Annotated in this window: 17 protein-coding genes and 1 pseudogene; 11 read left to right on the top strand and 7 right to left on the bottom strand. The window is 69.0% G+C overall.

The genetic code is table 11. The annotated features are described in order from the left end of the window. Nucleotides 1-149 precede the first annotated feature (149 nt). A pseudogene (locus tag LZ604_RS16105) lies at nt 150-852 on the top strand (nucleotidyltransferase domain-containing protein). 48 nt (nt 853-900) lie between these two features. Here the strand turns inward: LZ604_RS16105 and LZ604_RS16100 are convergent. After that, nucleotides 901-1,854, bottom strand: coding sequence for an FAD-dependent oxidoreductase (locus LZ604_RS16100; protein WP_234515794.1), 954 nt, complete (start codon nt 1,852-1,854; stop codon nt 901-903). Nucleotides 1,855-1,864: 10 nt separating this feature from the next. After that, the gene (locus LZ604_RS16095) at nt 1,865-3,310 is read right to left on the bottom strand and encodes an NsdA family TPR-like regulatory protein (RefSeq protein WP_234515793.1); all 1,446 of its coding nucleotides are present in this window, start codon (nt 3,308-3,310) and stop codon (nt 1,865-1,867) included. A 245-nt stretch (nt 3,311-3,555) separates the two neighbouring features. On the opposite strand from LZ604_RS16095, the gene LZ604_RS16090 reads away from it, so the two are divergent. From LZ604_RS16090 to LZ604_RS16050, 9 genes are read left to right on the top strand one after another with little or no spacing between them, the layout of a single operon-like run. Next, nucleotides 3,556-4,038 (top strand): ATP-binding protein, encoded by a 483-nt coding sequence (locus tag LZ604_RS16090; RefSeq protein WP_234515792.1) that lies wholly within the window; start codon nt 3,556-3,558, stop codon nt 4,036-4,038. A gap of 44 nt (nt 4,039-4,082) precedes the next feature. Then, entirely contained in the window at nt 4,083-5,393 is a 1,311-nt protein-coding gene (locus tag LZ604_RS16085; protein WP_234515791.1) for a glycosyltransferase family 4 protein, read from the top strand. Next, nucleotides 5,390-6,388 (top strand): D-2-hydroxyacid dehydrogenase, encoded by a 999-nt coding sequence (locus LZ604_RS16080; RefSeq protein ID WP_234515790.1) that lies wholly within the window; start codon nt 5,390-5,392, stop codon nt 6,386-6,388. The genes LZ604_RS16085 and LZ604_RS16080 overlap by 4 nt, the downstream gene beginning before the upstream one ends. A gap of 3 nt (nt 6,389-6,391) precedes the next feature. Continuing rightward, a complete protein-coding gene (locus LZ604_RS16075) occupies nt 6,392-7,501 on the top strand; it encodes a radical SAM protein (protein ID WP_234515789.1) in 1,110 nt (369 codons plus the stop codon). Further along, a complete protein-coding gene (locus LZ604_RS16070) occupies nt 7,501-8,619 on the top strand; it encodes a hypothetical protein (RefSeq protein WP_234515788.1) in 1,119 nt (372 codons plus the stop codon). Before LZ604_RS16075 ends, LZ604_RS16070 begins: the two co-directional genes overlap by 1 nt. A gap of 17 nt (nt 8,620-8,636) precedes the next feature. After that, nucleotides 8,637-9,428 carry a radical SAM protein gene (locus LZ604_RS16065; RefSeq protein ID WP_234515787.1) on the top strand — a complete coding sequence of 264 codons (792 nt, stop codon included), beginning with the start codon at nt 8,637-8,639 and terminating at the stop codon, nt 9,426-9,428. A gap of 17 nt (nt 9,429-9,445) precedes the next feature. Then, the gene (locus LZ604_RS16060; RefSeq protein WP_234515786.1) at nt 9,446-11,161 is read left to right on the top strand and encodes a carbamoyltransferase C-terminal domain-containing protein; all 1,716 of its coding nucleotides are present in this window, start codon (nt 9,446-9,448) and stop codon (nt 11,159-11,161) included. A 5-nt stretch (nt 11,162-11,166) separates the two neighbouring features. Further along, nucleotides 11,167-11,781 (top strand): HD domain-containing protein, encoded by a 615-nt coding sequence (locus tag LZ604_RS16055; protein WP_234515785.1) that lies wholly within the window; start codon nt 11,167-11,169, stop codon nt 11,779-11,781. Further along, entirely contained in the window at nt 11,778-12,764 is a 987-nt protein-coding gene (locus LZ604_RS16050; RefSeq protein ID WP_234515784.1) for a glycosyltransferase, read from the top strand. Before LZ604_RS16055 ends, LZ604_RS16050 begins: the two co-directional genes overlap by 4 nt. A 7-nt stretch (nt 12,765-12,771) precedes the next feature. On the opposite strand, the gene gltX is transcribed toward LZ604_RS16050, so the two are convergent. Further along, entirely contained in the window at nt 12,772-14,145 is a 1,374-nt protein-coding gene (gene gltX, locus LZ604_RS16045; protein ID WP_234515868.1) for a glutamate--tRNA ligase, read from the bottom strand. Between the two features lie 504 nt (nt 14,146-14,649). Between gltX and LZ604_RS16035 the strand changes: the two genes are divergently transcribed. Then, nucleotides 14,650-14,928 carry a hypothetical protein gene (locus tag LZ604_RS16035; protein WP_234515783.1) on the top strand — a complete coding sequence of 93 codons (279 nt, stop codon included), beginning with the start codon at nt 14,650-14,652 and terminating at the stop codon, nt 14,926-14,928. Nucleotides 14,929-15,023: 95 nt separating this feature from the next. Here the strand turns inward: LZ604_RS16035 and LZ604_RS16030 are convergent, their stop codons facing one another. From LZ604_RS16030 to LZ604_RS16015, 4 genes are read right to left on the bottom strand one after another with little or no spacing between them, the layout of a single operon-like run. Further along, nucleotides 15,024-17,840 (bottom strand): RNaseH domain-containing protein, encoded by a 2,817-nt coding sequence (locus LZ604_RS16030; RefSeq protein ID WP_234515782.1) that lies wholly within the window; start codon nt 17,838-17,840, stop codon nt 15,024-15,026. Between the two features lie 15 nt (nt 17,841-17,855). After that, complete coding sequence (locus tag LZ604_RS16025) at nt 17,856-21,167, bottom strand: hypothetical protein (protein WP_234515781.1); 3,312 nt, start codon at nt 21,165-21,167, stop codon at nt 17,856-17,858. Further along, a complete protein-coding gene (locus LZ604_RS16020; RefSeq protein WP_234515780.1) occupies nt 21,164-22,411 on the bottom strand; it encodes a restriction endonuclease-related protein in 1,248 nt (415 codons plus the stop codon). The genes LZ604_RS16025 and LZ604_RS16020 overlap by 4 nt, the downstream gene beginning before the upstream one ends. A gap of 59 nt (nt 22,412-22,470) precedes the next feature. After that, nucleotides 22,471-23,733, bottom strand: coding sequence for a helix-turn-helix domain-containing protein (locus LZ604_RS16015; RefSeq protein WP_234515867.1), 1,263 nt, complete (start codon nt 23,731-23,733; stop codon nt 22,471-22,473). Nucleotides 23,734-24,194: the final 461 nt, after the last annotated feature.

The raw sequence follows: 24,194 nt of genomic DNA, 5'->3' as shown, positions 1-24,194 counted from the left end.
TGGCTGGGCGGTCACAGCGCGAGACTTGGATGAAGTCGCCGGTCACAATGCCGCTGCGGGCCATGGAGCCACGAGACCCTACAGCGAGACATCGCGGCCGAATCGAGAAAGGGCGTGCGCGGGGTGGGGCCAGTGCTGATCGTTGCCGCATGGATGCGATCGAGGCCGCACGCGCCGTCGTAGATGAACAGCACCCCGACCCGCGCCGCGTTCCTGGGCGGCAGCGTCGTGACGGGTCGCCGCACGGCGACGTCGGACCTCGACATCGTGGTGCTGCTCCACGGGGCCCCAGCTCCGTACCGGGCGAGCCTCCAGTACGCCGGCTGGCCGGTGGAGATGCTCGTGCACACCGAGGCAACGTGGCACGCATATGTCGAACGGTAGCTGCGCAAGCGCCGGTCACCGCTGCTGTGGATGTGTGCCGACGGGCTGCTGCTCTTCGACACCGACGGACTCGGAGCCCGCCTCGCCGCACAGGCCCGGAAGCTGACCGCCGCCGGACCACCACCGTTGTCGTCGGAAGAGATCGATGATCGCCGCTACGCGATCATCGACCTTCTGGACGACCTCGCGGGAAGTGACGACCAGAGCGAGCGTCTGTTCATCGCGACCGAGCTGGTCCGACGCACCGGTGAGCTGGCACTGGCCGTAGGCGGGTCGTGGGGTGGCGGTGGGAAGTGGCTGGCACGCCTTCTTGAGACGACCGCGCCAGGGCTCAGCGCACGCCTCCACCACGGCGTACAGGAGGTACTGGACGGGAGAGTCGAGACCCTCGTGGCCGTCGCGGACGAGGTGCTCGGGCAGACCGGTGGCCGGTTGTGGTTCGGCTACAAGCGTGTCGGGGCGCCCTGAGCGGTCCCGCGCTGCGGACGTCGCAACGTCTGTTCTTCCACGTGCAGATCACTTAACAGAGAGCAACGCCCGAGCCTCCTCGGCGCACCCCCACGACAGCGTGACGCCAGCACCTCCGTGCCCGTAGTTGTGCACGACCACGGTGCCGTCCTCCCCCACCTCTTCCTCCACACGGACCGTGGCGCGGGTCGGTCGAGCGCCGATCCGGTGCTCCAGGACACGGGCCCGGGCGAGGCGGGGCTCGACCTCGGCACAGCGGGCGAGGATACCGACCGCAGCCTTGTCGTCGGAGGCCAGATCGCCTTCGCCGTCGATCGCTGTGCCCCCCAGGACGACGGTGTCGCCGTGGGGATAGAAGCACAGGAGGTCCGGGGAGAGGCCGGTGTCCTCGGAGAAGAACTCGGTCAGCCCGGGGTTGGTGACGACGACGTGCTGGCCGCGGATGGGCCGGAGGTCAGGATCCGGCACAAGGTCGCGCGCACCGAGGCCCGAACAGTTGACGATCACGGAAGCCTGACCGGCGTCCGTGAACGAGGCCAGCCGTCGCCGCTCGAACACACCTCCGGCATCGCGGAGCCGGCGCAGGAGGTAGTCAAGGTATGTGGGCATGTCGATCAGTGGCACGGTGAACCGATAGCCCGCCGTGAACCCGGCCGGAAGTTCGGCCCGCTCGCACGGCCGGAAACCCGGCAAAGTGGTGGCCCAGTCTGGCGCGGCTTCGGCCGTGCGGGATGCCTCGATGCCACTGGTGAGCCGGACGCCCGTCGCCGGGTCCTGGGCCAGCTCCCGGAAGATTTCCAAGGACCGTTGTCCCCACTGGTCGACCTTGTCCTTCGGCTCGACCAGGTAAGGCCCCCACATCGCCCCGGCCGCCAGCGAAGTGACCCCCGGCACCTGCTCGGTGATCACGTGCACCGAAGCCCCGGCCTCGGCGAGAACGACGGCCGTGGTGAGTCCAGCCACCCCAGCCCCGACAACGACAACGCGCTCCCCTGCGGTCATGAACCTGACCCTAACGGCCGGGTTGCGTCGATGGGGCGTGTTGGGCGAGGACGTTCTCCAGGGCTGGCAGGAAGCCGCGCACGTGAGGGTTGCGCTGTCGGCGACGGAGGTCGGCGGCAAGTTGGTGGAGCAGCTCCGCGCTGCGAGGCGAGCGGACGACATCGAGGCGGTCGGCGGCGATCTGGCCGATCTCGCAGGCTGCCTCCAGGTCTCCGTGCGCGCTGTGTCCCAGGGCCAGCCAGGCTCCCTCGAACATGGCTCGGCGCTGGCTTGGGTCGCCGCGCGGGACGTCGTACGCCCCGGACCTGAGCATCTCGGTCCCCTGGGCGAGGAAGCGACGGCTCTTCTTTCCGCTCTCCGCCTTCTGCTGTGCACGACCCATCTGGATGAGGCCGTAACCAGCCTGGCAGTCCAGGTGGTTGTCGGTGAGGAAGTACATCCAGCGGGGCTCTTCTTGGCGGCCGTCCCGGTTTGCGATCAGTTCGCGGGCAGCGCCACGAGTGTGGGCGAAGTCGTTGTCACGGCCGGCGACGGCGTACGCGTAGGCGAGCCGGGACAGGACGGACGCCCGGACGGCCAGCGGGGCGGCGTCGCTCGCACGGCGGGCGGCCTCACCGAGGGCGATGGCGTCTGCGGGGTGTCCTCGACTCGCCGCTTGGAAGGACAGGTCGCCCAGGATGTGGGCACACAGGGGAAGATCATTGACCTGATGGGCGGCCCGAAGCGCCGTGACGAAGTAGCGCTGCGCCAGTCCGTGGTCGGCCGCGTCGAAGGCCATCCAGCCGGCCAGCTGACCGATCTCCGCGAGCGCGCGGATCAGACGGCTTGCGACAGCCGGAGGATGGCCGCCTTCGCGAATCAGCAGCCCGACAGCCCGGAACTGGGCTCCCACGTAAGGCAGATGACGTGCCCCTCCGTGCTCGTCATCGAGCAACTGGAGCATGGGGAGATGCTGCTCCACTTGGTCCACGAGCGGATCGGTGCCGGACGACGACGTCATTCGAGGCGTGTACTGACCGCGTCCCGCGGTGCCGTCGAGGTACTGGGCGACGATCGCGAGGAGTCCCGCGCCCGAGATCGCGAGGAACCGGCGACGGTCGACAAGCCCTCCCATCACCCAGTCCTCCACGATCGCCTCCATGCCCTGCGCGGTCCAAGGCCGCGCGAGATCCGTGTCTGCGGGGACCAGGGCTGACGAGTCGCCCACACGGCCCTGCCACAGTTCGGCCACCGAGACATTCCTACCCAGCTCCTGGGAGAGCACGTAGGCGGCCATCATCGGCAACGGCGAGCGCGGCAGCGAGCCGGCGTCCCGCCAGTGGTACGGCGCCGACTCGGCCACCGTCCCCGCGCCGAAGACCCGGTTGAGCTTGCGAGCGAGCGCCTTCGGGCTCCACCCGAGTTCGTCGAGGCACCCCGCCAGTACGACGTTGGGCTCGCCTGTCTGCGGTGCCACGTGCGACCACCCTTCGCTCCAGTGGTTCGTCCACCACTTCGCGAGCCCCATGGTGACGCCCCTGGACGGACGATTCACCACCGCCGCATGGAAGTTGACCGAGTTGACCCACTGCTCGGGTCCTGCCTGACCGTCCCCCTCCTGTGTTCTTGGATCCCGGCGGAGGCGCCCGTCTTCCGAGCCGACGGAGAAAGAGGTGGGCCTTGAGACAGCACACGAGCACCTCCCCAGGCCGACCGGGCGATGTGCTGGACCGTGACGCCGGACGACCAACCTCCGCCCCCGGACGCGGGCTCGTCGCTAGCGACGGCACAACCACCCTGATCACGGATCTGCCGTACGGACCGGAAGCGGCCGAGGTCGCCCGGAGCGCCGTGACGCTGGCGCTGCGTGGCACTGAGACGGACGTACTTGCTGACGCCCGCCTGATCGGGTCGGAGCTCGCGACGAACGCCTTCGTCTCGGGCAGTCCCCCGTTGGTCCTGTGCGTCGACCGCAGGAGCCTGGCCAGCGGCGGCCTGGAGATCGAGATCACCGTCACCGACGGCGGCTGTTCCCGCCCGGCACCCGCTTCTCCTACCGCGCCCGACGAGCAGGCCGAATCAGGACGGGGACTGATCATCGTCGATGCCTTGGCCGATGCCTGGTCACTGACGACTGGCACCAGCGGCTCTCGTGCCTGGTGCCGACTCACACACAGGCCGTGCTCCTCGTCCGCCGGCGCCTGACGTCCACGCCTGCAGAAACCCGTCCTCCAAGGAGGCACCACACAGTGCGCATCGACCGCGCGACTTCCCCACCCTCACTCACGGCTGTGCCGGAGGCCGCTCCTCAACCCAGGGTCGTCGTCGCTCTCCACGAGGGCTTCTACGGCGCGGAGTCGGGCACCGGCTTCAGCAACCGCGCCTTCCTCACGGCACTGGCCCGGCTCCTGCCGACAGGCCGCCTCTCAGTGATCACCCCGCACGTGCCCGAGGCCGCAGGCGCGCACAATCAGCGGTGGGCCCACGAGGTGCGGCAGATGCTGCGGCAGGCCGCGGCCGAGGTCATCACGATCCCGAAGGTCAACGCGCCGCCGGACTCGGTCCGCGGCTCGGTTCAGCTGTGCGACCTGGCGGGCGAGGCGGCCATACGCATCGCCGCGCGAGCGAGCCGGTGCCTCCTCGTCGGCCTCGACATCCCGTTCCTCGGGCTCGCGCCCTACACGTCGCCGACCACGGATCTGCTGCTCGTGCCCCGCTCCACGACCGCGCTGACGCGGCCCAAGGATGTCTCCCGCGTCCGCTGGGAGCGGGACGCCCTGCGAGCGGCGACACTCCGAGGTGCGCGCGTCGGGGCCATCTCCTCCCACATGCGGGGCCACCTCGTCGTCAACTACGCCGTCCCTCGGTCAAGCATCGTGAGCATCCCGAACGGGCTGATCGGTGAGGAGATGGTCAGGCCGGCCACGGCTCTGCCGCTGCCTTTCAAGGCCCGCGCCGGATTCCTTCTCGCCATGGGCCGCGCAGTCCCGACGAAAGGCTTCGAAGACCTCCTGGAGGCGTTGCGTCTGCTGAAGGAACGCGGTGTCCCCGTTCCTCACCTGCTGCTGGCTGCCGTGACCTCGGAGGAACACAAGCACCTCTCCTCGTACCAGCAGGACCTGGCGGCAGACATCCGCGCGCACGATCTGGACGCGACTCTGATCACTCGCTTCACCCCCGCGATCCGTGCCTGGCTGCACAGCCCCGCCCTGCGCGCGGTCATCGTTCCCTCTCGCGAGGAGCCCTTTGGCCGGATACCTCTGGAGGCGTTCGCAGCCGGTGCGGGACCGGTGGTCGCGACCACGGCCGGCGGCCTGGCTCAGACCGTCATCGAGGGCGAGACCGGCTTCACGGCCGCACCGCAGGACCCCAGGTCGCTGTCCTCAGCCCTGCACCGGGCCCTGACCGTCCTGCCCCGAGAACGCGATCGGCTCCGGAGCGCCGGGGCGGCCATGGTGCGCTCCCGCCACGACTACGAGGCCAGCGTCGGCTTCGTCATGGACCGCATGGCCCCTTGGGCGCTGACGCGGTCAACCACCGCGGAGGGCCGAGCGCGATGAACCAGCCGGTGGTGCTGATCAGCCTGGAGTCCCCGCACTCCTTCTGGCGGCTGTCCTCCGATCACGAGCGTGCGCTGTCCGCCTCCTTCCCCGACATCGCGTTCCGCAGGGCGACCGAGGAGGCCGTGCCGCACCAGCTGGCAGACGCACAGGTCTACTTCGGATGGCGATTCGCGCCCTCGTGGCTGTTCGCCGCGCCACATCTGAAGTGGATCGCTTCCCCGGCCGCTGGCACGGACCATCTGCCCGTCGCCGAGGCGCACTCCGTCGGGGTAGCCCTGACCCGCTCGTACGGTTTCCACGGCAGGCCCATGGCCGAGCACGCCATGGGCCTGATCCTGGGTTTCTCCCGCGGGCTGTTCATCAGCCAGCGAGTCCAGCGGAACCGTGCCTGGTGGAAGGACGACCTGGCCGAGGAGTTCTTCGACCTGGCGGGGGCGACGATGACCATCGTCGGCTGCGGCAGCGTCGGGCGCCACCTCGCCCAGGCCGCCCGGGCCTTCGGCATGAACGTCATCGGAGTACGCCGGACACCACCTGCGGCTTCCGAGGGCGGGATCACGTGGGTGCACACGACGGCGGTGCACCAGGCGGTGTCCATCGCCGACGTCGTGGTCAATCTGCTGCCCGCGACCCCTGGCACGCACCGCTACTTCGACCCCGACCTCTTCTCGGCGTGCAAGCACCGCTCTCTCTTCCTCAACCTCGGCCGCGCGGCAACCGTCGACCAGTCGGCCCTCCTGGCCTCCCTCGACACCGGCCACCTGCGCGGCGCGGCCCTGGACGTGTTCGATCCGAAACCGCTGCCTGCACGCCATCCGCTACGGCTCCACCCCCGGGTCGTACTCACCCCGAAAAGCTCGGTGTTCTGCCGCGCGTACATGGACGAGGCGGTGGCGTTCTTCGCCGACAACCTGCACCGCTACCTCTCGGGCCAGCCCCTCAACGGCCTGGCCGAGGCGCCCGCCACCCGCTCTCCGCTCGTAGGAGGCTGACCAATGCCCACCGCAGACCACGACGCCCTGGCCGCCGCCTTCGCCGCCGCAGGCCGCAACCACCCCTACCTGGCCTTCACCCTGAACTCGCTGTGCAACCTGGACTGCGTGTTCTGCAAGCCCCGGTGCATGCCGGACTACGGGCACAAGGACCGGCCCCTGACCGTCTCCGACTACGCGGCCATCGCTACCGAGGCCAGGGCCTGGAAGATCAGGAAGGCACACTGCTCCGGCGGTGAACCGACCCTCCGAGCCGACATCCTCGACGTCATCGCGGGCCTCGCCGACGGCCTCGGGCCCGATGCCGCGATCGGCATGACCAGCCACGGCAACCTGCGCCGTGGGCTGAGCGCCGAACAGCTCCACCAAGCCGGCCTGACCTACCTCAACCTCAGCCTCCACAGCCTCGACCCGGCGCGGTCCGCCGCGATCATGGGCGGCGGCGACCCGCGCACCACCCGGAGCACCCTCGACACCGCCCTCTCCCTCGGCCTGCGAGTGAAGATCAACTGCGTTCTTCAGCGCACCTACCTGGACGACGCCTTCGCCGTGGCCGAACTCGCCCGCGACCTGCCCGTCGCCGTCCGCCTGATCGAACTCCAGAACATCGGTCCCGCCCAGGCGCTGTTCGACACCGAATTCATCACCGAGGCAGATGTCCGCGACCGCCTCCACGAGTGGTTCGCCAACGCCGGCGAAGTCCCCCGGGACCAGCTGGGCGTCCGCAGCCCCGGGCAGTACCTCCGTCCCGACGGCTGGGCAGGGTCGATCGGCTTCATTTCCAACTCCAGCTGCGCCACATGCTCCGACGCCAACCGAATCAAGATCACGCCCACCGGAGTGGCGCGACCCTGCATCCTGCACAACCGCGACATCTCCCTGAAGCCTCACCTCGCCGACGGCACACTCGGCGACGCCTTCGCCCACCTCTTCCAGGCCATGCTCGACCGCAACACCAACGACGCCTGGCAGGGCTTCCACTACGTCGACTACGACCTGCGGTGGGACCGGATGGAGCGCCCCGAAGGCACTCCGGTCCTGCCCCTGCTCCCCGTCCTCCCCACGGAAGCGGCCGGCTCCTCCTGCGCCCGCGCCTCCACTGGGGAGCGGTGATGGTCGTGGTCGACGCGCCGCCTCTCTACCAGGAGCTCGGCGCTCTGTACGAACGCGAGCTGGACGCCCACGGCGTCGGGGCCGTGATGCTCACCCACAAGTGGCAGCCGGCCGACCTGCTGGCTCCGCACTCCGACATCGACGTACGCGTTCTCCTGCGCCAGGCACCCGTGGACTGGGAAGAGTGGAATCACCGCCTGGCCGCCGCACACGCCGCCGCAGTCGACCGGGAGGTCTCCCATCGACGTCTCCTGGAGCACCCGCCCGGCTTCGCGTTCACCGTGACCGAGGCGGACGGGCGGCTCGTGTCCGCGCCCGAACTCGCGACCTGGTCACTGATCAGCGGCAGCGCGAGGGACTTCCAGCGGTGGAAGTCCCGGGCCCAGATGGCGCCCTGGTGCGCGGTGGACGAGCGGTTCTACCGGGGGATCCTCCAGGCCCGGATGGGCGGCCGATACCAGCTGGCTGCGGACAGCACGGACAACGTGGCCAAGGACGTCGCCGCTTACCGGCGCCACTGCGTGGCGTGGCACTACCTCGCTCCGTGCTGGTTCGCCGCCGCGGCACTGGCGACCCGGACCCGCTGCCCCGGAAAGACGGCGGCCCTCACCCAGTGGCGGCCGGAGGGACTGGACGGATACGCCGAGCTGTTCCTCCGGCAGTCGGAGCACCATGCCGATGCCCGCCCGCGGAGTCCGCGCCACCTGCTCCGCGCGGCCCATGTCGCCCTGGAGGCGGCCATGCGCCGCGTTGCTGGCAGGGACCGCCCCGACGGCCAGGGGCATGAGCACGCTCGTACCGACTGGGTGATGACGGCCGGCATGCTCCGTGTACGCGTCGCCCGCTGGCTGTACTACCTCGATCCGCCGCCCGGCGTTGCGACCGAGTACCTGATCCGGCGGGAGGCGAAGGAACTCCGCTCCGCCGCCCAGACCTTGACCACCCTGGCGGCAGAAAAGACCACGCCGGCCCAGCAGCTGGCCGCCCGGATGGCGGCGTTGATCCCGGCCGGATCGACCACCGCCGACACGCTGCGCGTGACCCTCGCGCGCTGGCACCAGCAGAAGACCACCGTCCAGGACTTCCTCAGCTTCACGCCCGACGACGTCCACCTCTGACCCAAGGAGTCTCGCCAATGACCGCGCGTGCGCCGGTGCCCCGCACCCTCAAAACGGCGAAGGTCAAGATCACCACGAAGTGCAACCGGCACTGCGACTTCTGTATCTTCGCCGACGGCGCCCAGGGCGAGAACATGTCCCTGGAGCTGTTCTCCACCGTCCTGACCCGGCTGGAGACCATCCCCTTCCAGCAATTGCACATCAACGGCGGCGAACCCACCGTGCACAGGAACTTCCCGGCGCTCAGCGACGCCGCCCGCACGCGGCTGCCGTTCAAGGTCATGGTCCTGGGCACGAACGCCATCACCCTGGCCCGCAACCAGCCGATCATGGACGCGGCCCTCCGCTCCTACGACCAGATCCTCATCGGTTGCGACGACGAACACGGGAACTACGACGAGGTGCATGCCGTCGTGCCCCGCCTCCGCGAAGCCGGCAAGACCGTGGTCGTCAACAGCGTCCTGGAAGGCATCAGTTCCACGCGGCTCACGCAGCTCGGGACGCTGTGCGAGAAGTACGGCGCCATCCATGTCACCAACCACGTGCACCACGTCGACGTCGGCCAGCCCGCGAACGCGCTGCGCGGCCTCTGCGACCGCTACCTCGACCAGCACCTGATGATCGAGATGGACGGGTCCTGCTACCGCTGCTTCAACGCCATGGCGAAGGACGACAGCGAGTTCAGCATCTGGGACGAGGACTTCGCGGCCAAGGTGTTCGCGCCCCGGAGGCACCACTTCCGGTTCTGCCTGCGCTGCCACGAGTACACCGACTCCGGCGCCGCACTCGTCCCCGCCCTCACCGTCTGATCGGGAGGTACACCACCATGCCCGCAGTCCTCGGACTGAACTTCCACCACGACACGGCCGCCGCGTTAGTCGTCGACGGCCGCATCTACGCGGCCGAAGAGGAGCGCTGGAGCGGCGTCAAGCACAACCACGCCACCCGCAAGGGCACACTCACCACCCCTACCCGCGCACTCCAGTGGTGCCTGGAGGCCGCCGGCATCGAACCGAAGGACGTGGACGCCGTCTGGGCGGCCTCCATGCGTCCCAACCCCGCGGCCGGCTGGTGGCTGGCCGAGGAGCGGGAGGAACTCGCCGCCCTCCTGCCCGCCCCGCTCGGCGAAAACCTCCGCCTCCTCTCCCACCACACGGCCCACGTGCTCTCCGGCTACCTGCTTTCCGGGCACGAGCACGCCGCGGGCCTCGTCATCGACGCCGGCGGCTCCTCGCTGGGATCCGACTTCGGCCCTGGCCGGGAGCGCATCACGGGGTACGACCTGTGGCCTGATCGCATCGACCGCCTCCACCAGGGCATGCCGGCCGTCGTGCCGGGCCCGGTCGGGCCTCGGCGCGTCCACTCCTCCCTCGGGCACTTCTATCGGAACCTCGCCCGGAGGGTGATCCCGCCCGGCGACGAGCCCGAGGGCAGCATGATGGCGCTCGCGGCCTTCGGCGATCCCCAGCGCTACGGCGCACACGTCCGCGAACTGGTCCGGCTCGGAGACGAAGGCGAGGTCCGCATCGATCATCCGTGGGGTTCGGCGGACAGCAGCACACCGCTGCTGCTCGATGGCCGGGCCTGGACCGCTGACAACGTCGCGGAACAGCCGGAACACAAGCGTGCCGACCTGGCCGCCGCCGTCCAGGAGATCTTCGCCGAATCGGTCGTCCACATCGCGCGCCACCTTCAACGGCTCACTCGGGCCTCAGCGTTGGTGTTCTCCGGCGGATGCGCCCTGAACTCCCACCTCAACGGCCAGCTGGCCGCCGACAGCGGCTTCGACACCCTCTTCGTGGCACCCGCCCCGCACGACGCCGGCACAGCCGTGGGCGCCGCGCTCTACGGCTGGCACTACCAGCTCGGGCAGGAGCGCCTGCCGGTGCCGACCGACGCGGCCTGGGGCCCCGATCCGGGCGCGCTGCCGACGACAACGGGGCCGTCCGGCTATCACGCCTTGCCCCACCTCGGGCTCGGGCTGGCGCCCGCAGTGGCGGCACTGCTCGCCGAGCACCGCATCGTTGGCTGGGTGCAGGGGCAGCTTGAATTCGGGCCGCGTGCCCTCGGCCATCGCTCGATCCTTGCCCACCCCGGTCACGCCGCCACGCGGGACCGGCTCAACGCGATCAAGAAGCGAGCCGCGTACCGCCCGTTCGCGCCGGCCGTCCTCGCCGAGCATGCCACGGAATGGTTTATGTCGGCGGGCGACCCGTTCATGAACCGTGTCGCCACCGTCCGACGGTGCCGAGCCGACCGAGTCGCAGCGGTCACCCACCACGACGGCACCGCCCGCGTCCAGTCCGTCGCCGCCGACCACCAGGGCCTGCGCGATCTCCTTGAGCAGTTCCGCGACCTCACCGGACTGCCGCTGCTGCTGAACACATCCTTCAACCGCAAAGGCGCCCCGATCCTGCGGACCGCTGAGCAAGCCGTGGCGGCGACGGTGGAGTTGCGCCTTGACGCCCTCGCCGTCGGGGACACCCTGCTGCTCGCCGACCACGTCCCCGATCCCCGTGCCGCGTCCCTTCGTACGAGGTGAGGCGGATGGATCCCATCGATCTCGACCACGTCCTGACCGTGCTCGGTGCCGCGGCGTGGAGCCTGAACGAGCAGTCCCGCGCCCGCGTGGCCGCCAGCCTCGCTCTCACGGTCTACGACGGCCACACCCGCGACCAGGGCACGCCTTACCTGGAGCACCCGCTGGCCGTCGTCAGGCTCTTGCGAACGGAGATCGGCGTCCGGCGCCCCGAGACCCTCCTCCTTGCTCTCCTCCATGACGCCTTGGAGGTGTCCCCTGAGTCGGAGGCACTGCTCGTCCGTCACCTCGGCGGCCCGTTCACCGCTCGCCTGCGTGCCATGACGGCCGACCACCGCCTCGAACAGCGCACGAAGTCCGTCGGCGACGAGACCCGCTGGCGCGCGAAGCAGGCCGCGCTCCCGCCCGAGGAGCTCCTCGTCCGGCTCGCCGACCGCCTGCACAACCTGCGCGACCTCGCCGCGTCGCCGAACCTCGACCGACGCCGACGGTTCCTCCAGACATTGGGCGATTTCCACCTCCCCCTCGCCGACGCCGCCCGCGACCTCGGCCCCCATCTGGAGACCATGCACGCGCGCCTGCACGCCGAGTACGTCCACCACATACGGGAGGTACGTCCGTGAAACGGGTCGTCTACTCGATGGAGCCGGTCGGCCGGACCGGCGGCCGGATCTACCTACGGATGCTCCACGAGGTGACGGCCGACGACGTGGAATGGCGCACGGTCCCGGACCACAAGCGGACCTACCGGGTCCGCCGCTGGCGCAAGCTCCGCCACCTCGCCCGCCTGGCCCCTTCCATACGGGCCCTGCACGGCAACACCGGCACCTTCGTGTGGGACGACCTCAGCCTGCTGCTGTTCACGCCCGAGATGCGCGCCCGCACGGTGTTCCTCCTGCACCACTACGAGCCGCTCCAACATGACTCCGCCCCCATCGAGGCCATGCTCTGGGAGCGGCTGTTCCGCGTTCTGCCGCAGTGCGCCGCCGTTGTGTGCGTCGCCCCGTACTGGGTCGACCAGCTTCGCGCCCGAGGCGTTCGCAACGTACGGGTGATCTGCAACGCCTTCGACATGACCGAGATCGAGCAGGCACGCGGTTACGACCGGGCCGAGTGCCGCGCCGAGTTCGGCCTACAACCCGACGTGATCGGCGTCTACGCGGGCAAGGCCGTGCACTGGAAGGGGACCGAGGAGGTCTCCGCAGCACTGGCTGGCGTTCCCGGACTGCGGGTGATCACCAGCGGCAGCAACACCATCGGCCTCGACAGCGCGCACTACGACGTCGAACGCGAGCGGTACCTGCGTCTGCTGCGCGCCTGTGACGTCGGTGTCTTCCTCCCACGGATGCGGGAGGGCTGGAGCCGTTGCGCCGCCGAGGCTTTACTCCTCGGCCTGCCCTGCCTCATCCGTCCGGTGGCCGGCCTGGGCGACCTCGCCGCACTGGCTGGCCAGCCAGCCCCGGACCTCCGCCGTCTCCCGGCACAGGTCCGGGAGCGTGCGGCGGCACGCCACACCGAGGCCAAGGCGGGGTACGAGGCCCTGGCCCGGTTCGACCTGAACTACTTCGGCGACGCCTGGGGCAACCTCCTGACGCAGGTCGCCTGACCAGCGGCTAAGCCTGCGCGACCAGCTTCTTGCTGGCAGCTTCCAGACGAGCCAGCACGCGGTCCCGGCCGAGCAGCTCCATGGACTCGAACAGCGGGAGTCCGATCGTCCGGCCGGTGACCGCGACCCGGATGGGCGCCTGGGCCTTGCCCAGCTTCAGCCCGTGCTTCTCCCCGACGGCGAGCAGGACGGCCTTCAGGTCGTCCGCCTTCCAGTCCGCGACGTCGGCCAGCTCGGCGCGGGCGTCCGACAGGATGTCGCCGGCGCCTGCCTTCATCGCCTTGTTCCACGACGCCTCGTCCTCGACCGGCTCGTCGAGGAAGAGGAAGTCCACATAGCTGGTGATCTCGGAAAGCAGCGCCAGCCGGGTCTGGGCCAGGGAAGCCGCAGCCTCGAAGACGTCCTTGTCGAACGCCTCCGGCCGCCACGGCGCATACGGGGCGACGAGCCACGGCGCGCAGGCGGCGGCGAACTGCTCCGGCGACAGGGCGCGGATGTACTCGCCGTTGAACGCCGTCAGTTTCTTCACGTCGAAGAAGGCCGGTGCGGTGTTGACGTCCTCGATCCGGAAGAGCTGCTCCAGCTCCTCGTACGGCCTGATCTCCCGGTCGTCGCCCGGGCCCCAGCCGAGGAGCATGAGGTAGTTCACCATCGCCTCGGGCAGGAAGCCCTCGGCGAGGTAGTCCTCCAGCGCCACCTTGTCCCGGCGCTTCGACAGCTTCTGCCGCTTCTCGTTCACGATCACCGGCAGATGCGCCCACACGGGCGGCTTGGCACCGAGCGCCTCCCACAGCAGCTGCTGCTTCGGCGTGTTCGACAGGTGCTCCTCACCACGGATGACCTGCGTGATTCCCTCGTCCAGGTCATCCACGACGTTAGCGATGAGAAAAACCGGGGATCCATCGCCGCGGGCGATCACAAAGTCCTCGATCGCGCTGTTCGGGAACGCCGGCTCCCCGCGGACCAGGTCGACCACGACGGTCTCACCCTCGTCCGGCGTCCGGAACCGCAGCGCCCGCCCCTCCTCGAAGGCCAGCCCCCGGTCCCGGCAGAACCCGTCGTACCCGAGGTGCTCCGACCCTGTGCGCTCCTTCAGCTGCTCCCGGGTGCAGTCGCAGTAGTACGCCCGGCCGGCCGCGAAGAGCTGCTGAGCCGCTTCCCGGTGCCGGTCGGCGTTGTGCGACTGGAAGTACGGCCCCTCGAAGGCTGGGTCCTCGCCATGGATGCCAATCGCCGCGAGCGCGCTGATGATGCCCTCGGTCCACTCCGGCTTGTTCCGGGCCGCGTCGGTGTCCTCGATCCGCAGGACGAACGTGCCGCCGGACTGTCGCGCCACCGCCCAGTTGTAGAGAGCGGACCGTGCACCACCGACATGGAACATGCCGGTCGGGGACGGGGCGAAACGAACGCGAACCGGAGCAGTAGACATGCGCTCCAGGGTACCGACGCCGGACCTACGCTCCAGACCACTCGCCGCGCCCCCGCGCCAACGTTTTCGGCCGTCCTTGCCCCATGAACACCGGCACCTGCGGCGGAGCACTGGGACCGGCGAGGCGAGCGAGGACGCGAACGCGGCAACCAGGCCGTGGGGGACACTGGCGCTAAAGCTCGCGCACCACAGGTACTGGGCGCCGAGAACAGGTTCCGCTCACGGCTGCCAGCCCGTCAGGGCACGGGTCGGCGTCCCGGACGAGCGGCAGCAGCAACTCCAAGGACACGGTGCTGGAGAAACCAGGGACGGTGGCGGTCGTGCGCGGCCGGTCCACGCCGTAGAGCCAGCCCTGGACACTGAGCTGTCTGCCCCCGGCGAACTGGCGAATGGTCGGCCGCAGGGCCGGCTGGGACGGCATTCCGTCCCGCCGCCGTCTTGCGGATACTGGCCGCCATGACTTCGTCTCCGCAGGAAGAGATCAAGAACGCTGCACAAGCCATCTCGGACATGCATGTCGCAACGGTTCCCGGCGAGCATGCCCGTGCCGCCGGCCACGCCACGGCCAACCTTTACTCGGGCGCCGGACACCGACTCCTGTACGCGCCGCCAGAACTGCGGCAGCTGATCACCGAGGCTATCGAGGTCGGTTATGCGGCAGCTCTGCAGGACGTACGTAATGGCGACTTCGACAGCAACATCCTGGAGTGGCGGCCCACCCTGTTCGAGGCGTAGGCCGAGCAACTGCGACACCGGATCCGGTCACTCCGGTGAGACCACGCGGGGATGGAGCGAACTGCTCCCTCCCCGCGCCTGTCCACGTTCCCCCTTTACGCGGTTGTTTCTCCCTCTTTGCCTTCGTCCCCACTTCCTGGCTCCGCATCAGCTACCTCGCGCCGATACTGCGGGTGGTCGAGGTCCATTTGCCGTGCTGCATGCAGCGGCACCGGGTAGCGGGCGCGGTCGGACCAGAAGAGGGTCTGGTGGCACAGACGGGCGGTCATAGCCGACAGTGCCTCACGTGCCTCGTCGGACGGTCCCCCGATGGGGAGGATCTCGGTGGCGGTCATGGCGTAGAAGTTCTGCGGCATCTCGCCCTTGCGGCGCTTCGACCGGTCCTCTGACTGCACGGATTTCTCCGCTTCCCACCGGGTGCGCTTGGAGCCCAGTCGACCGGCGCCGCTGCCGTCGTAGGCGCGAGGCACGTTGCACAGCAGCCATACCGGCGTTCCGAAGTCCGTGTCGACTTCGAAGAGCAGCGTCGAGGTGTCCTTCTCAACGGGTTCGGCGCCGTCCTTCTTGCCCAGGTGGGTGACACTGACGGGCTGTGGCACCTCTTCGTCGTCCGTGTTGAGGCGGATTACGGCCAGCGGGGCGTCCTGGCCGAGGCGTGCTCCAGGAAGCTGGTATCGGCTGCGGTTGCCGTCAGTTCCTGCCCGCGTGAGCTGTTCACCGAGGCGAACGTTCTGCAAGCCGTCCCACATGCGTCGCGCGGACTGCGCGTCCACCGTGACTGTGTAGGGCACGCCGTCCAGCTCGTCGGCGAGGTCACCGAGGGCGCGCTCCACCATGTCGGCGGCACCGTCCCACTTCTGCCTATAACTCGTGGTCTCCGCGGAGGGTTCGGGATACGGGTGGGTGTGGAAGGCGTTCTGAGCCGAGCGGTACGGCCGCCATACCGGGGCCGTGGAACTCCAGCCGAGCAGGGACCATGCCCCTTGTGGGGACTGGGGCGGGACCAGCGCGGTGGCCGTAATGACGATCTTGGGTTCGCCCTTCTCGCCGTAGCGTCGGTTCTGCTGTCGCACATGCACGCCGACATGGGCCAGCCGGTCGACCGGGAATCCGCTCGTGCCCTGAAGAGCATTGGAGATCCGCTCGTCAGTGACGCCGAGGGAGCGGTACAGGTCAAGCAGGGCCATCTGTGCCGGGTGGTCTTCGCCGCCCGGCTCGATGACACCTTCCTTTCCGCGGCCCTTCAGGTACTGCGATGGAACGTCGAGGCGGGCCAGGAGCGCCTTCGTCTGCGGCTTGGCATCCAGATCGTCCAGGTCACGAGCGTCGATGCCGGGGAAGTCATCGGCGTGCGGCAATTCGGTCTCGCACCATGCGCCGACCAGGACTCCGTCGCGGGACCTGAGTGAGGCGCTCACAGCACCCAGCGCTTCTGCCCGGTCCCGCCCGCGACCTGGCCGCAGGAAGTCCGGCACGTAGTGGAAGACGGCTGTGATGCGGCCCTGGTAGAGGTCGAACTCGACGCCCTCCTGGGTGTCGAGGCCGGCGGGGCTGAGTCCGAACGCGTGACAGAACGTCTGCAGCATGCGCTGCCGGGTCTCGTCCCGGTACCACAGGCAAGCGATGCGGAGCTTCTTGAAGCCGGCCTCGGCGACGGAGGCGCAGAGCGACTCTGCTGACGGGAAGAGGCTGCCCCGCGGGCGCAGTGGCTCCTTTCTGCCGGTTCTCTCGCGCTCCTCCTTGCGGCGCTTGTACTCCTGGGCCGAGACCTTTTCAGGGTCGGTGGGGCGTCGCGGCAGGGTCATCGCGGACTGGCGCAGGGACAGGCGCTGGGCATCATCGCCGAAGACAGCGTCTGCGTGAGCACGCAGGAGCCTCAGGTGGTGCATGCCGACGCCCGTTCCGATGGGGTGTTGGTAGTTCTTCGCGGGGATGGGCCAGATCTGGCCCGGGTTTTCGCGGGGGAACTGGAGCTTCTCCTTGAAAGCCCTGGCCCGCTCGCGAAGTTTCTGCTCGCGCTCGGAACGCTTGGCGATGGACTGCAGAATCGAGTAGTCCATCTCCAGTCGGCCGAGCGCTTGCAGAGTCTGCCGCGGGATCGTCTTCGTTCCGCCCCGCCCGTTGAGCTTGACCTCCAGGATCGGGCGGCCCTCTCCGGGCTGGACGGCAAGTGCTGTGGAGCTGAAGATCAGCGATGACGAGATGCGGGAGACGCGCGCGTCCAAGAGCAGCACGGGATGTTGCACGTTCGGCAGGGTCTTGAGACGCACCGCCGTGCGGCACACGGCGTAGCGACCGCCGCTCTCGTTCTCCCAGGGATCGTCCAACGCGACCAGACCGCCGGTGATATCGGGACGCAGTGTGATCTCTCGGCCGTTGGAGAGCTGGAAGGGAACGGCTGCGAGACGCTCCGCCAGCCCCCACCCCACGCTCTTGTAGAGCCAGTTCGGCGCATCCGGTTGTGCTCCCTTGGCCCCCGCCAAGTGCTCCTCCAGAGCGAATTCCCGCTCCGGAGTCCTCGCGATACGCACCGCGAGATCGGGTGGCTGCCTCAGGTCGATCACCTCTACCTGTTCGCCGAGGGCGAGACCGTACGTCAGGGTGAAGGCTTTGCACAGCAGATCGCTGTCGATCGGCTGCCGGGATACCAGGAACGGCGCCGCGCCCTTGGGCTCGAAGTACCCATACCCTCCGGTGATCACCTGGAGCACGGTCGTGGCGATGGTGTACGGCGCCTGCGCCTCCTCCTTGCCGAAGCGCTTCCTGCACTGGCCGGTGAAGGTGGCCCACAGCTTGGCCGTCTCCGTGTCCAGCTGGCGTACGTGAACCGTCGCGTCCCCCACCAGAGCGGGAGTGCAGCGGTAGGCCAGTGTGTGCAGGTACTTGCCCGGCTCGAGGTTCTGGTCGTTCACTCGTCTCTTCTCTTTTCAGTGGGTGAGGGTCGGGTCGATGCCCGCGTAGGAGAGGAAGGCGTTGAGGGCTTCCCCATACAGGTCGTTCATCTGCCGCTTCACCGCTGGCGGCCACTGCTCGTGGATGCGGCGCAGGACGGTTTCCAGGTCGGAGCTCCAGGTGTCCTCGTGGAAGGCGTAGTCGACCAGGTGCAGGACGGCCTCGGTACCACCACGACGGGCCCGTCCGGCCAGCTGGATCAGGTCGACGACGACACCCGCGACGACCTCCTCCTGGAGCGACTTGGGCATGGAGGTGAACTGGGGTGTCGCGCGCAGGATCAGTTCGAGCCGTTGCCATGCGGTGGTGCGTGCCTTCTCCAACGCGTCGTCGGGGTTGGCGGTGCCGCCCTCTGGGAGCGCGTGCAGTCCTGCGGCGTTGACGCTTGCGTACATCTCCGCGGGTTCGGCGAACAGCGCCAAGGGTCGGACACAGAGGTAGACCGAGCGCACGGCGGAACGGACACCGACGACGATGTTCAGACCGCGGGCGATCAGGGCCAGGGGGACGACCAGGACGTTGCCGTACTGCGGGAAGTCCTCGAACTGTTCGGCCGTGAGGCGAGTGGCGATGTTCTCCCGAGGCAGGTCGGGGTCGGGGCTGTGCCGGTCGCCGTCCCGCACGGCTACGCAGAGCCCTTCGCGGTAGGTGCCGGCCTGGGCGATGCCTCGGGCCAGCCAGGCACACTGCTGGTAGGAGTTGGCCACGACCAGGACGTGCGCGCGGTCCTTGTCCTTGGCACGCTGTCGCTCCAGCTCCCGGTAGATGTACTGGTCGTACAGCTCCGTGCCGAGCTCGATCAAGGCGCCCTTCTTGCGGCTGGGATGCTGGCCCGAGATCTTGATCGGCTCGCCGTACATGGGGTGTCCCTCGCCGTACTCGATACGGTGGCGTCGAGCGCGGATCGAACGGGCCTGGGCATCGGTCATCCACCAGCGCACGGGCGCGTGGACGTGCTCGCGTACCGCCTGGGGAAAGTACGCCGTGGCGGACAGGCCCATGACGGGACGCTCGACCCCGGCCAGGCACAGTGAGACAAGACCGCCCAGCTCGGCGGTGAAGGTGTGCGGGTCGCCCGCGATGCTCTGCGCGACGAGTTCGGCGTCACTCTCCCTCTTGTCCAGGCCGGTTACCCGGTATCCCGTGATCGAGCGCCCCAACAGGCCAAGCGGGAGGACGGCCGAGACGGCACTCGGGCTGAGCGTCTCGGCGATCCGCTGCGCGGAGCGAAGCCCGGAGGGGCGGTAGTGCTGCACGCAGGTGCGCAGTTCGGAGAGCGCTTCGTCCAGCTCGGTCAGGGTCGCCCGGGTGACCAGCAAGTTGACCGCCTGGGCACGCTGGTGCGGGTCCTTCACCCGTGACTCCAGCAGCCGATGCAGATCGAGCTTCACGGCGTCGAGCAGTTGTTGGCCGCGCGGGGCCACCAGCGCCTCCAGAGCGCGGCGCACCTCGTCCCACCCCACCTCCGTGGAATCGCTCTCCGCGGCGCGTGGCTGCAGGTAGCGGGCGGGCATGAGGCCCTGGAGGCGCCGAGCGAGGTCGGCTGGAAGATCAGTCTCCCCGGAGGTGGCCAGGTCCGGCCAGAGCAGACGGATCAGCTGCCGGTCACGGCCACGGGCCAGGTGCCAGCGCAGCCCGGTGCGGTCCGGCACGCGATTCTCCGCGCGCTCGACCTCCCTGACATCCAGACGCAGCGCGTTGCTGCATACGGCGAGCAGCAGGAACTCCGCCATCAGCCGTACCTGGCCGACCGAGGGCAGCAGGTCGGCCTCGGCCGAGATCGGCAGCCGCTTCGCGTCCGTGTCCATCTCCTGCGGGGCCGCCGTCCAGTGCCTGCGTGAGTGCAGGACGACCTCGCCGGCGCATCGATCCACCGCCCTCGACTGGAACTGGTCGACCTCGTCGACGAGGACGGCGTGGCAGGTGCGCAACGCGAATTCGGCAACGCTCACCCCTTGAACGGGGCGCCCGTCAAGGTTCACGCCGATGCGCAGGTTGCCCTGGAGGAAGGCGAAGTGATTCGTCACGACCACATGCGCCGAACAGGCTTCGTATACGGGGGCAAACTTGCCGCAGGTGGGAATCCAAGGACAGGCGGACGCACCCAAGTCCTGCCGGTGCAGGGACAGGCAAGGCTCGCGGCCGGGCGGATAGTCGGCGTTGGACTCCAGCAGTGGTCGCTGGGCGCACCCGTAGGAGAGCGGATCCACGTCCCGTTCGCCGCTCTCGCCCCACTCTCCCGGTGCCTGCGGGTCCTCGTCGATGAGACGGGCCAGCTTGTGCGCGCGCTCGTGCATGCCTGATGACGACATCAGGTGCGCACAGCCGGTTTCGTGCTTGATGACGCCGAGGCCCTGCAGGACGCGCAGGTCGGACCGAATCTTGCGGGTGATGGCCAGACATGCCTTGATGTCGGGCAGCACGATGGCCACCCGGTGGCCCTGCTGGGCGAACCAGGCAGCCAGGACGCGCACCAAGACGCTCTTGCCCGTCCCGGTCGGCGCGTGGAAGATCTCCAGGCCGCCGGCCGTCATCCGCAGCGCTTCCTGTGGGCTAATGGAGTCGGACGTCTGCAGGACAGAGAACAGGCCCTTGAGGACCGTGTGAAGGTAGCGCTTCTCCTCCGGCTCACCGCTCTCGATCTGCGTAGCCAGTTCGAGCAGATCCTCCGTGGGGATACGGAGGTTGTCCAGCGGGGGCGCGGTGGCGATGTGTGGCAGGCGGTCGTGGCCGAAGGCCTCGGTGAAGCCGGGGTACGTGGGGATCGTCAGCTGGCCATGCACCTGGCCGACGCCCTGCACGCTGATCTCCCCCGTCTTCCAGAATCCGGGGCCTGCGAACTCGGGGGGCTTCGGCCGCGCGCTGGGCCGCCGATACCGGGCGATCTGCCGGTCGACGTAGGCCAGCAGATCACCGCCGACCCGGGGGATGGCTGCCTCGGCAGTCAGCGGGTCTCCGCCTGCAGGTTCGAAAGTGAGCAGCTTCTGGGGCTCACCAGGATCCCAGTCACCGAGGGGTGTGAGCAGTGCGCGGGCGGCGGGAGTGAAGTTCCGTACGTCGCCGAACTTGCCAGGGGCGGTGCGGTACACGTCGACGATGCGTCGGCGTTCTTCGCTCGTCAGCTCCGGCCACCGGTCCCAGGCCCGGAACTGGCCTGACAGCAGGAAGGCCGCCTTCCGGAAGGGGGCAGCGGGCGCATCGTTGTCCACGGACGTGTCAGGGAAGTAGTAGGCAGCCAGTGCGAGCGAGGCGCACAGGGCTGTCTGTTCCACGGGCGGCTCGCTCACGACCAGGCCACCCCCGAACGCTCGCAGACCAACTCGCCGAACTCGGACGCCGTGGCTACCTTCAGCCCGTACTCCGCCCCCACACCCGACAGCAGGTGCACCTGGCTGGCGCGGTGGTCTGGAACCACCAGCCACTCTGCTCCCCCGCTATCGCCTTCCTGTGCGTGGATCAGCTGCGCGAGCGCGGTGCCCGAGGTGTAGTCCTTCACGTCCACGCGCAGATGCTCTTTCTTCCGCGCCCGCTTGCGCCCGACGTGTACACACAGGTCGTAGGCGTCCAGGGCGGGCCACAGCTCCACCTTGAGGCCCCGTTCGACCAACCGGTCCCGCAGCGCCAGCTCCGCCAGCCCGGGGACGCAGGTGTACCGCCACACGCCCCGTACCAGAGCCTTATGCCCCTCCACGGGTTTCGCCTCCGGGACGTACTCCAGGTCGGGCCAGAGGACTGCCTCCCGCTCGTCCGGGGGAGGCGGAGGCGGCTCCGGCAGCAGCTCAGGCGGAATAATCCCCTCGACCGGGCGGAAGCGATACGTGGAGCCCATTTCCTGGTGCGGCGTGTGCCAGCAGGCAACTACCCCGACCTGCTGCCCCGCCTCACGACGCAGTACGACGCGCATCGGCCACCGGCATACGGGGCACGCGAACCACCAGCCCCGGTACCTCGAGGCATAGGGGATGTCCTCGTACAGATCCGCGACCAGCGGAGGCAGCCTCAGTTCACTCAGCTCGCTCACCGGGCCCGCCGGGTAGCGGATCAGATCGGTACGTCCGCTCTCGTAGACCTTCTGGTTGCCCGCCTTGCACAGCTGGGCGAAGGCCGTTTCCTGCGCAACCTCGTCGTCCAGGTCCTGCCCACTGAGCAGGCCGGCATCTCGGCCGCCCTTCTGCAGGATGCGGAGCACCAGGCGCTGCTCCGCGGCGATATCGAAGGCGTCCTCCGTTACGTGCCCGTCGGCATCGACCACGCGCAGTTCGTCGACGTCCCACCCAGGGACACCTTCGGGCAAGAGCCGGGAGGGATCACCGCGCACCTGGCGCCGGAAGTCGGCAAAAGACAGCTCACTGCCCGGTCCGCGCGCCGCCAGCAGCGCGCCGTGGCACTCCATCAAGACCTTGAGGCGGGCAGAAGGGCTCACGCCGGGGGCCGTCATCGCGTCGGCCGCACGCAACACCGAGCGTGCCACCAGGGACTTCACCCATAGCTCATCGGTCGGCCGAACGCCATTGTTCGTCGCGTTCCTCATGAGCCCAGAGGGTAAGAGCTGCCACTGACAATTCGTCGGGCTCGAACGGAAGAGACGGATTATGAGTGTTCGCCAGCGAGCGCTGCGACGCCCGTGGTATCAACCTGCGGATACCGACGGCGGTACTCGTCCAGGTACTCAACTGCGTGCCGCAGCCCGACCGGGGTCAGCTTCCACCGGTACCCGACGACGTGACTCCCGTCGTCGGCGATTACCGGCACCTCATCGATGAATCCCCGGCTCGGCCGCCCTGCAGACCGGTTCTTGTAGCCGACACCCAGATAGAATGGAGCCCGGCCAGACAGTGCGTCCCGCTCCAGCCCGTCCGGGCCTGCCTCGGCCACCCGAGCCATGACGCCCCACAGCCACTCAGACAGCAGAGGCGTGTCCGGCTGCTGCTCCGCGCGCTCGCCCAGTCCAGCGCGTGCGGCTGCTCTGCCCCGCCTCGTCATCTCAACCCGAACCCTGGTCACCTCGCCAGCTTCAGCGTGATGCACCACATCAGTGCTAGTCACCAGCAGTCCTCGGCGTGCCAAAGCGTGCACCGTCGCGCCGGCTCCAGGGTCGTGAACTCCATTGCGCCGCAAGCGTTCCTGCAGCCGCGTGTAGCCCACGACATCCGCTGGTGCGTGGAGAGCGAGGGGGAGCTTGCGCCACTCCGCAGGGCGAGGCACGGGCAGATGATGCGTCCGGCGCATCCACATCTCCGTCTCCGTCATGCGCTCGTCCCGCAGGATCTCACCGAGGTAGACCTGCTGCCGTTCGTTCAACGATCGCCAGGCAGCCTCGGCCGAGTCGCTCGAACCCCTCTGGCGCTGACGCCTCGGGTGCACCGGCGCCGACTCATCAGGGCGGGTACGCATCCAAGCGTCCACGACCATGCGCACGGGCACACCATAGATCTTGGCCAACGCGGTAGGGAGCCGCCCCACCACGTCGCGATCCCGCCAATTCCGGCCTAGCACGGGGCGCCCCTGCTCCAAGGCGGAGAGCCTCGGGGCCGACAGACACAGGTCACGCCCGACGCGCGTCCGGCGCAGCAGCTCCACCGCCTGATCGAGTGTCAGGCCGGCAGCAAACCGCAGGTCGACGAGCCCCTCCTCCCCACGGCGAACCCCAGTGAGCTCCTCCACATCGCAGTGCAGCGCCGCTGCCATCTTCTGCAGCCGCTGCGGAGTGGGCGTGTGCCGCCCCTTCTCGTAGAAGAACACCATGCGCGTCGACACCCCGACTCGCCGGGCAAGTTCAGCCTTTGACAGCCCTGCACGCTCCCGCAGCGCCGCAAGGCGACTGGGAGCTATCACGCGAACGGGCAATGGCATGCCTCCATAGAACTGCAATGAAGACTTCATGGCAATGGGCTTACCGCTGCCGGCGGCGAAGCGTGCTCTGGATCGATCGGTGGCACTGCCCCCGCGCCCCCGAGATAGACCGCCCTCGGCTCCTATGACGCCCCCACCCGCGCGGCGCGCATGTGAAGTCGCCCAGTCGCTTACTCGCTGAGGTGTTGAGGTCATGGGTGCACCGAGTTCGGGGCGATGATGCCGAGCGCGCAGCGCAAGATGCGTCTGACTCCCCCAACCACTGGAGACCGGGCCCCGCCCAGCTCAGCACCGCGGGCCTCCCCCAGCCCCAGACCGCGACCCACAGTGCCTGACATGGCCGGTCGCCGACGGGAGTAGCCGAATCCGGTTCGTCAGCGGGAGCCGGGCCGTTGCCTGACGGCGCGTGTCCGTGGCATTTTCGGGCCACACACCGGCGGCGTCCGGATGCGCCGCGTAAC

Origin of the sequence: Streptomyces glomeratus, assembly GCF_021462825.1 — a bacterium.
Lineage (GTDB): Bacteria > Actinomycetota > Actinomycetes > Streptomycetales > Streptomycetaceae > Streptomyces > Streptomyces glomeratus.
This window is presented reverse-complemented; position numbering and strand designations above follow the sequence as displayed.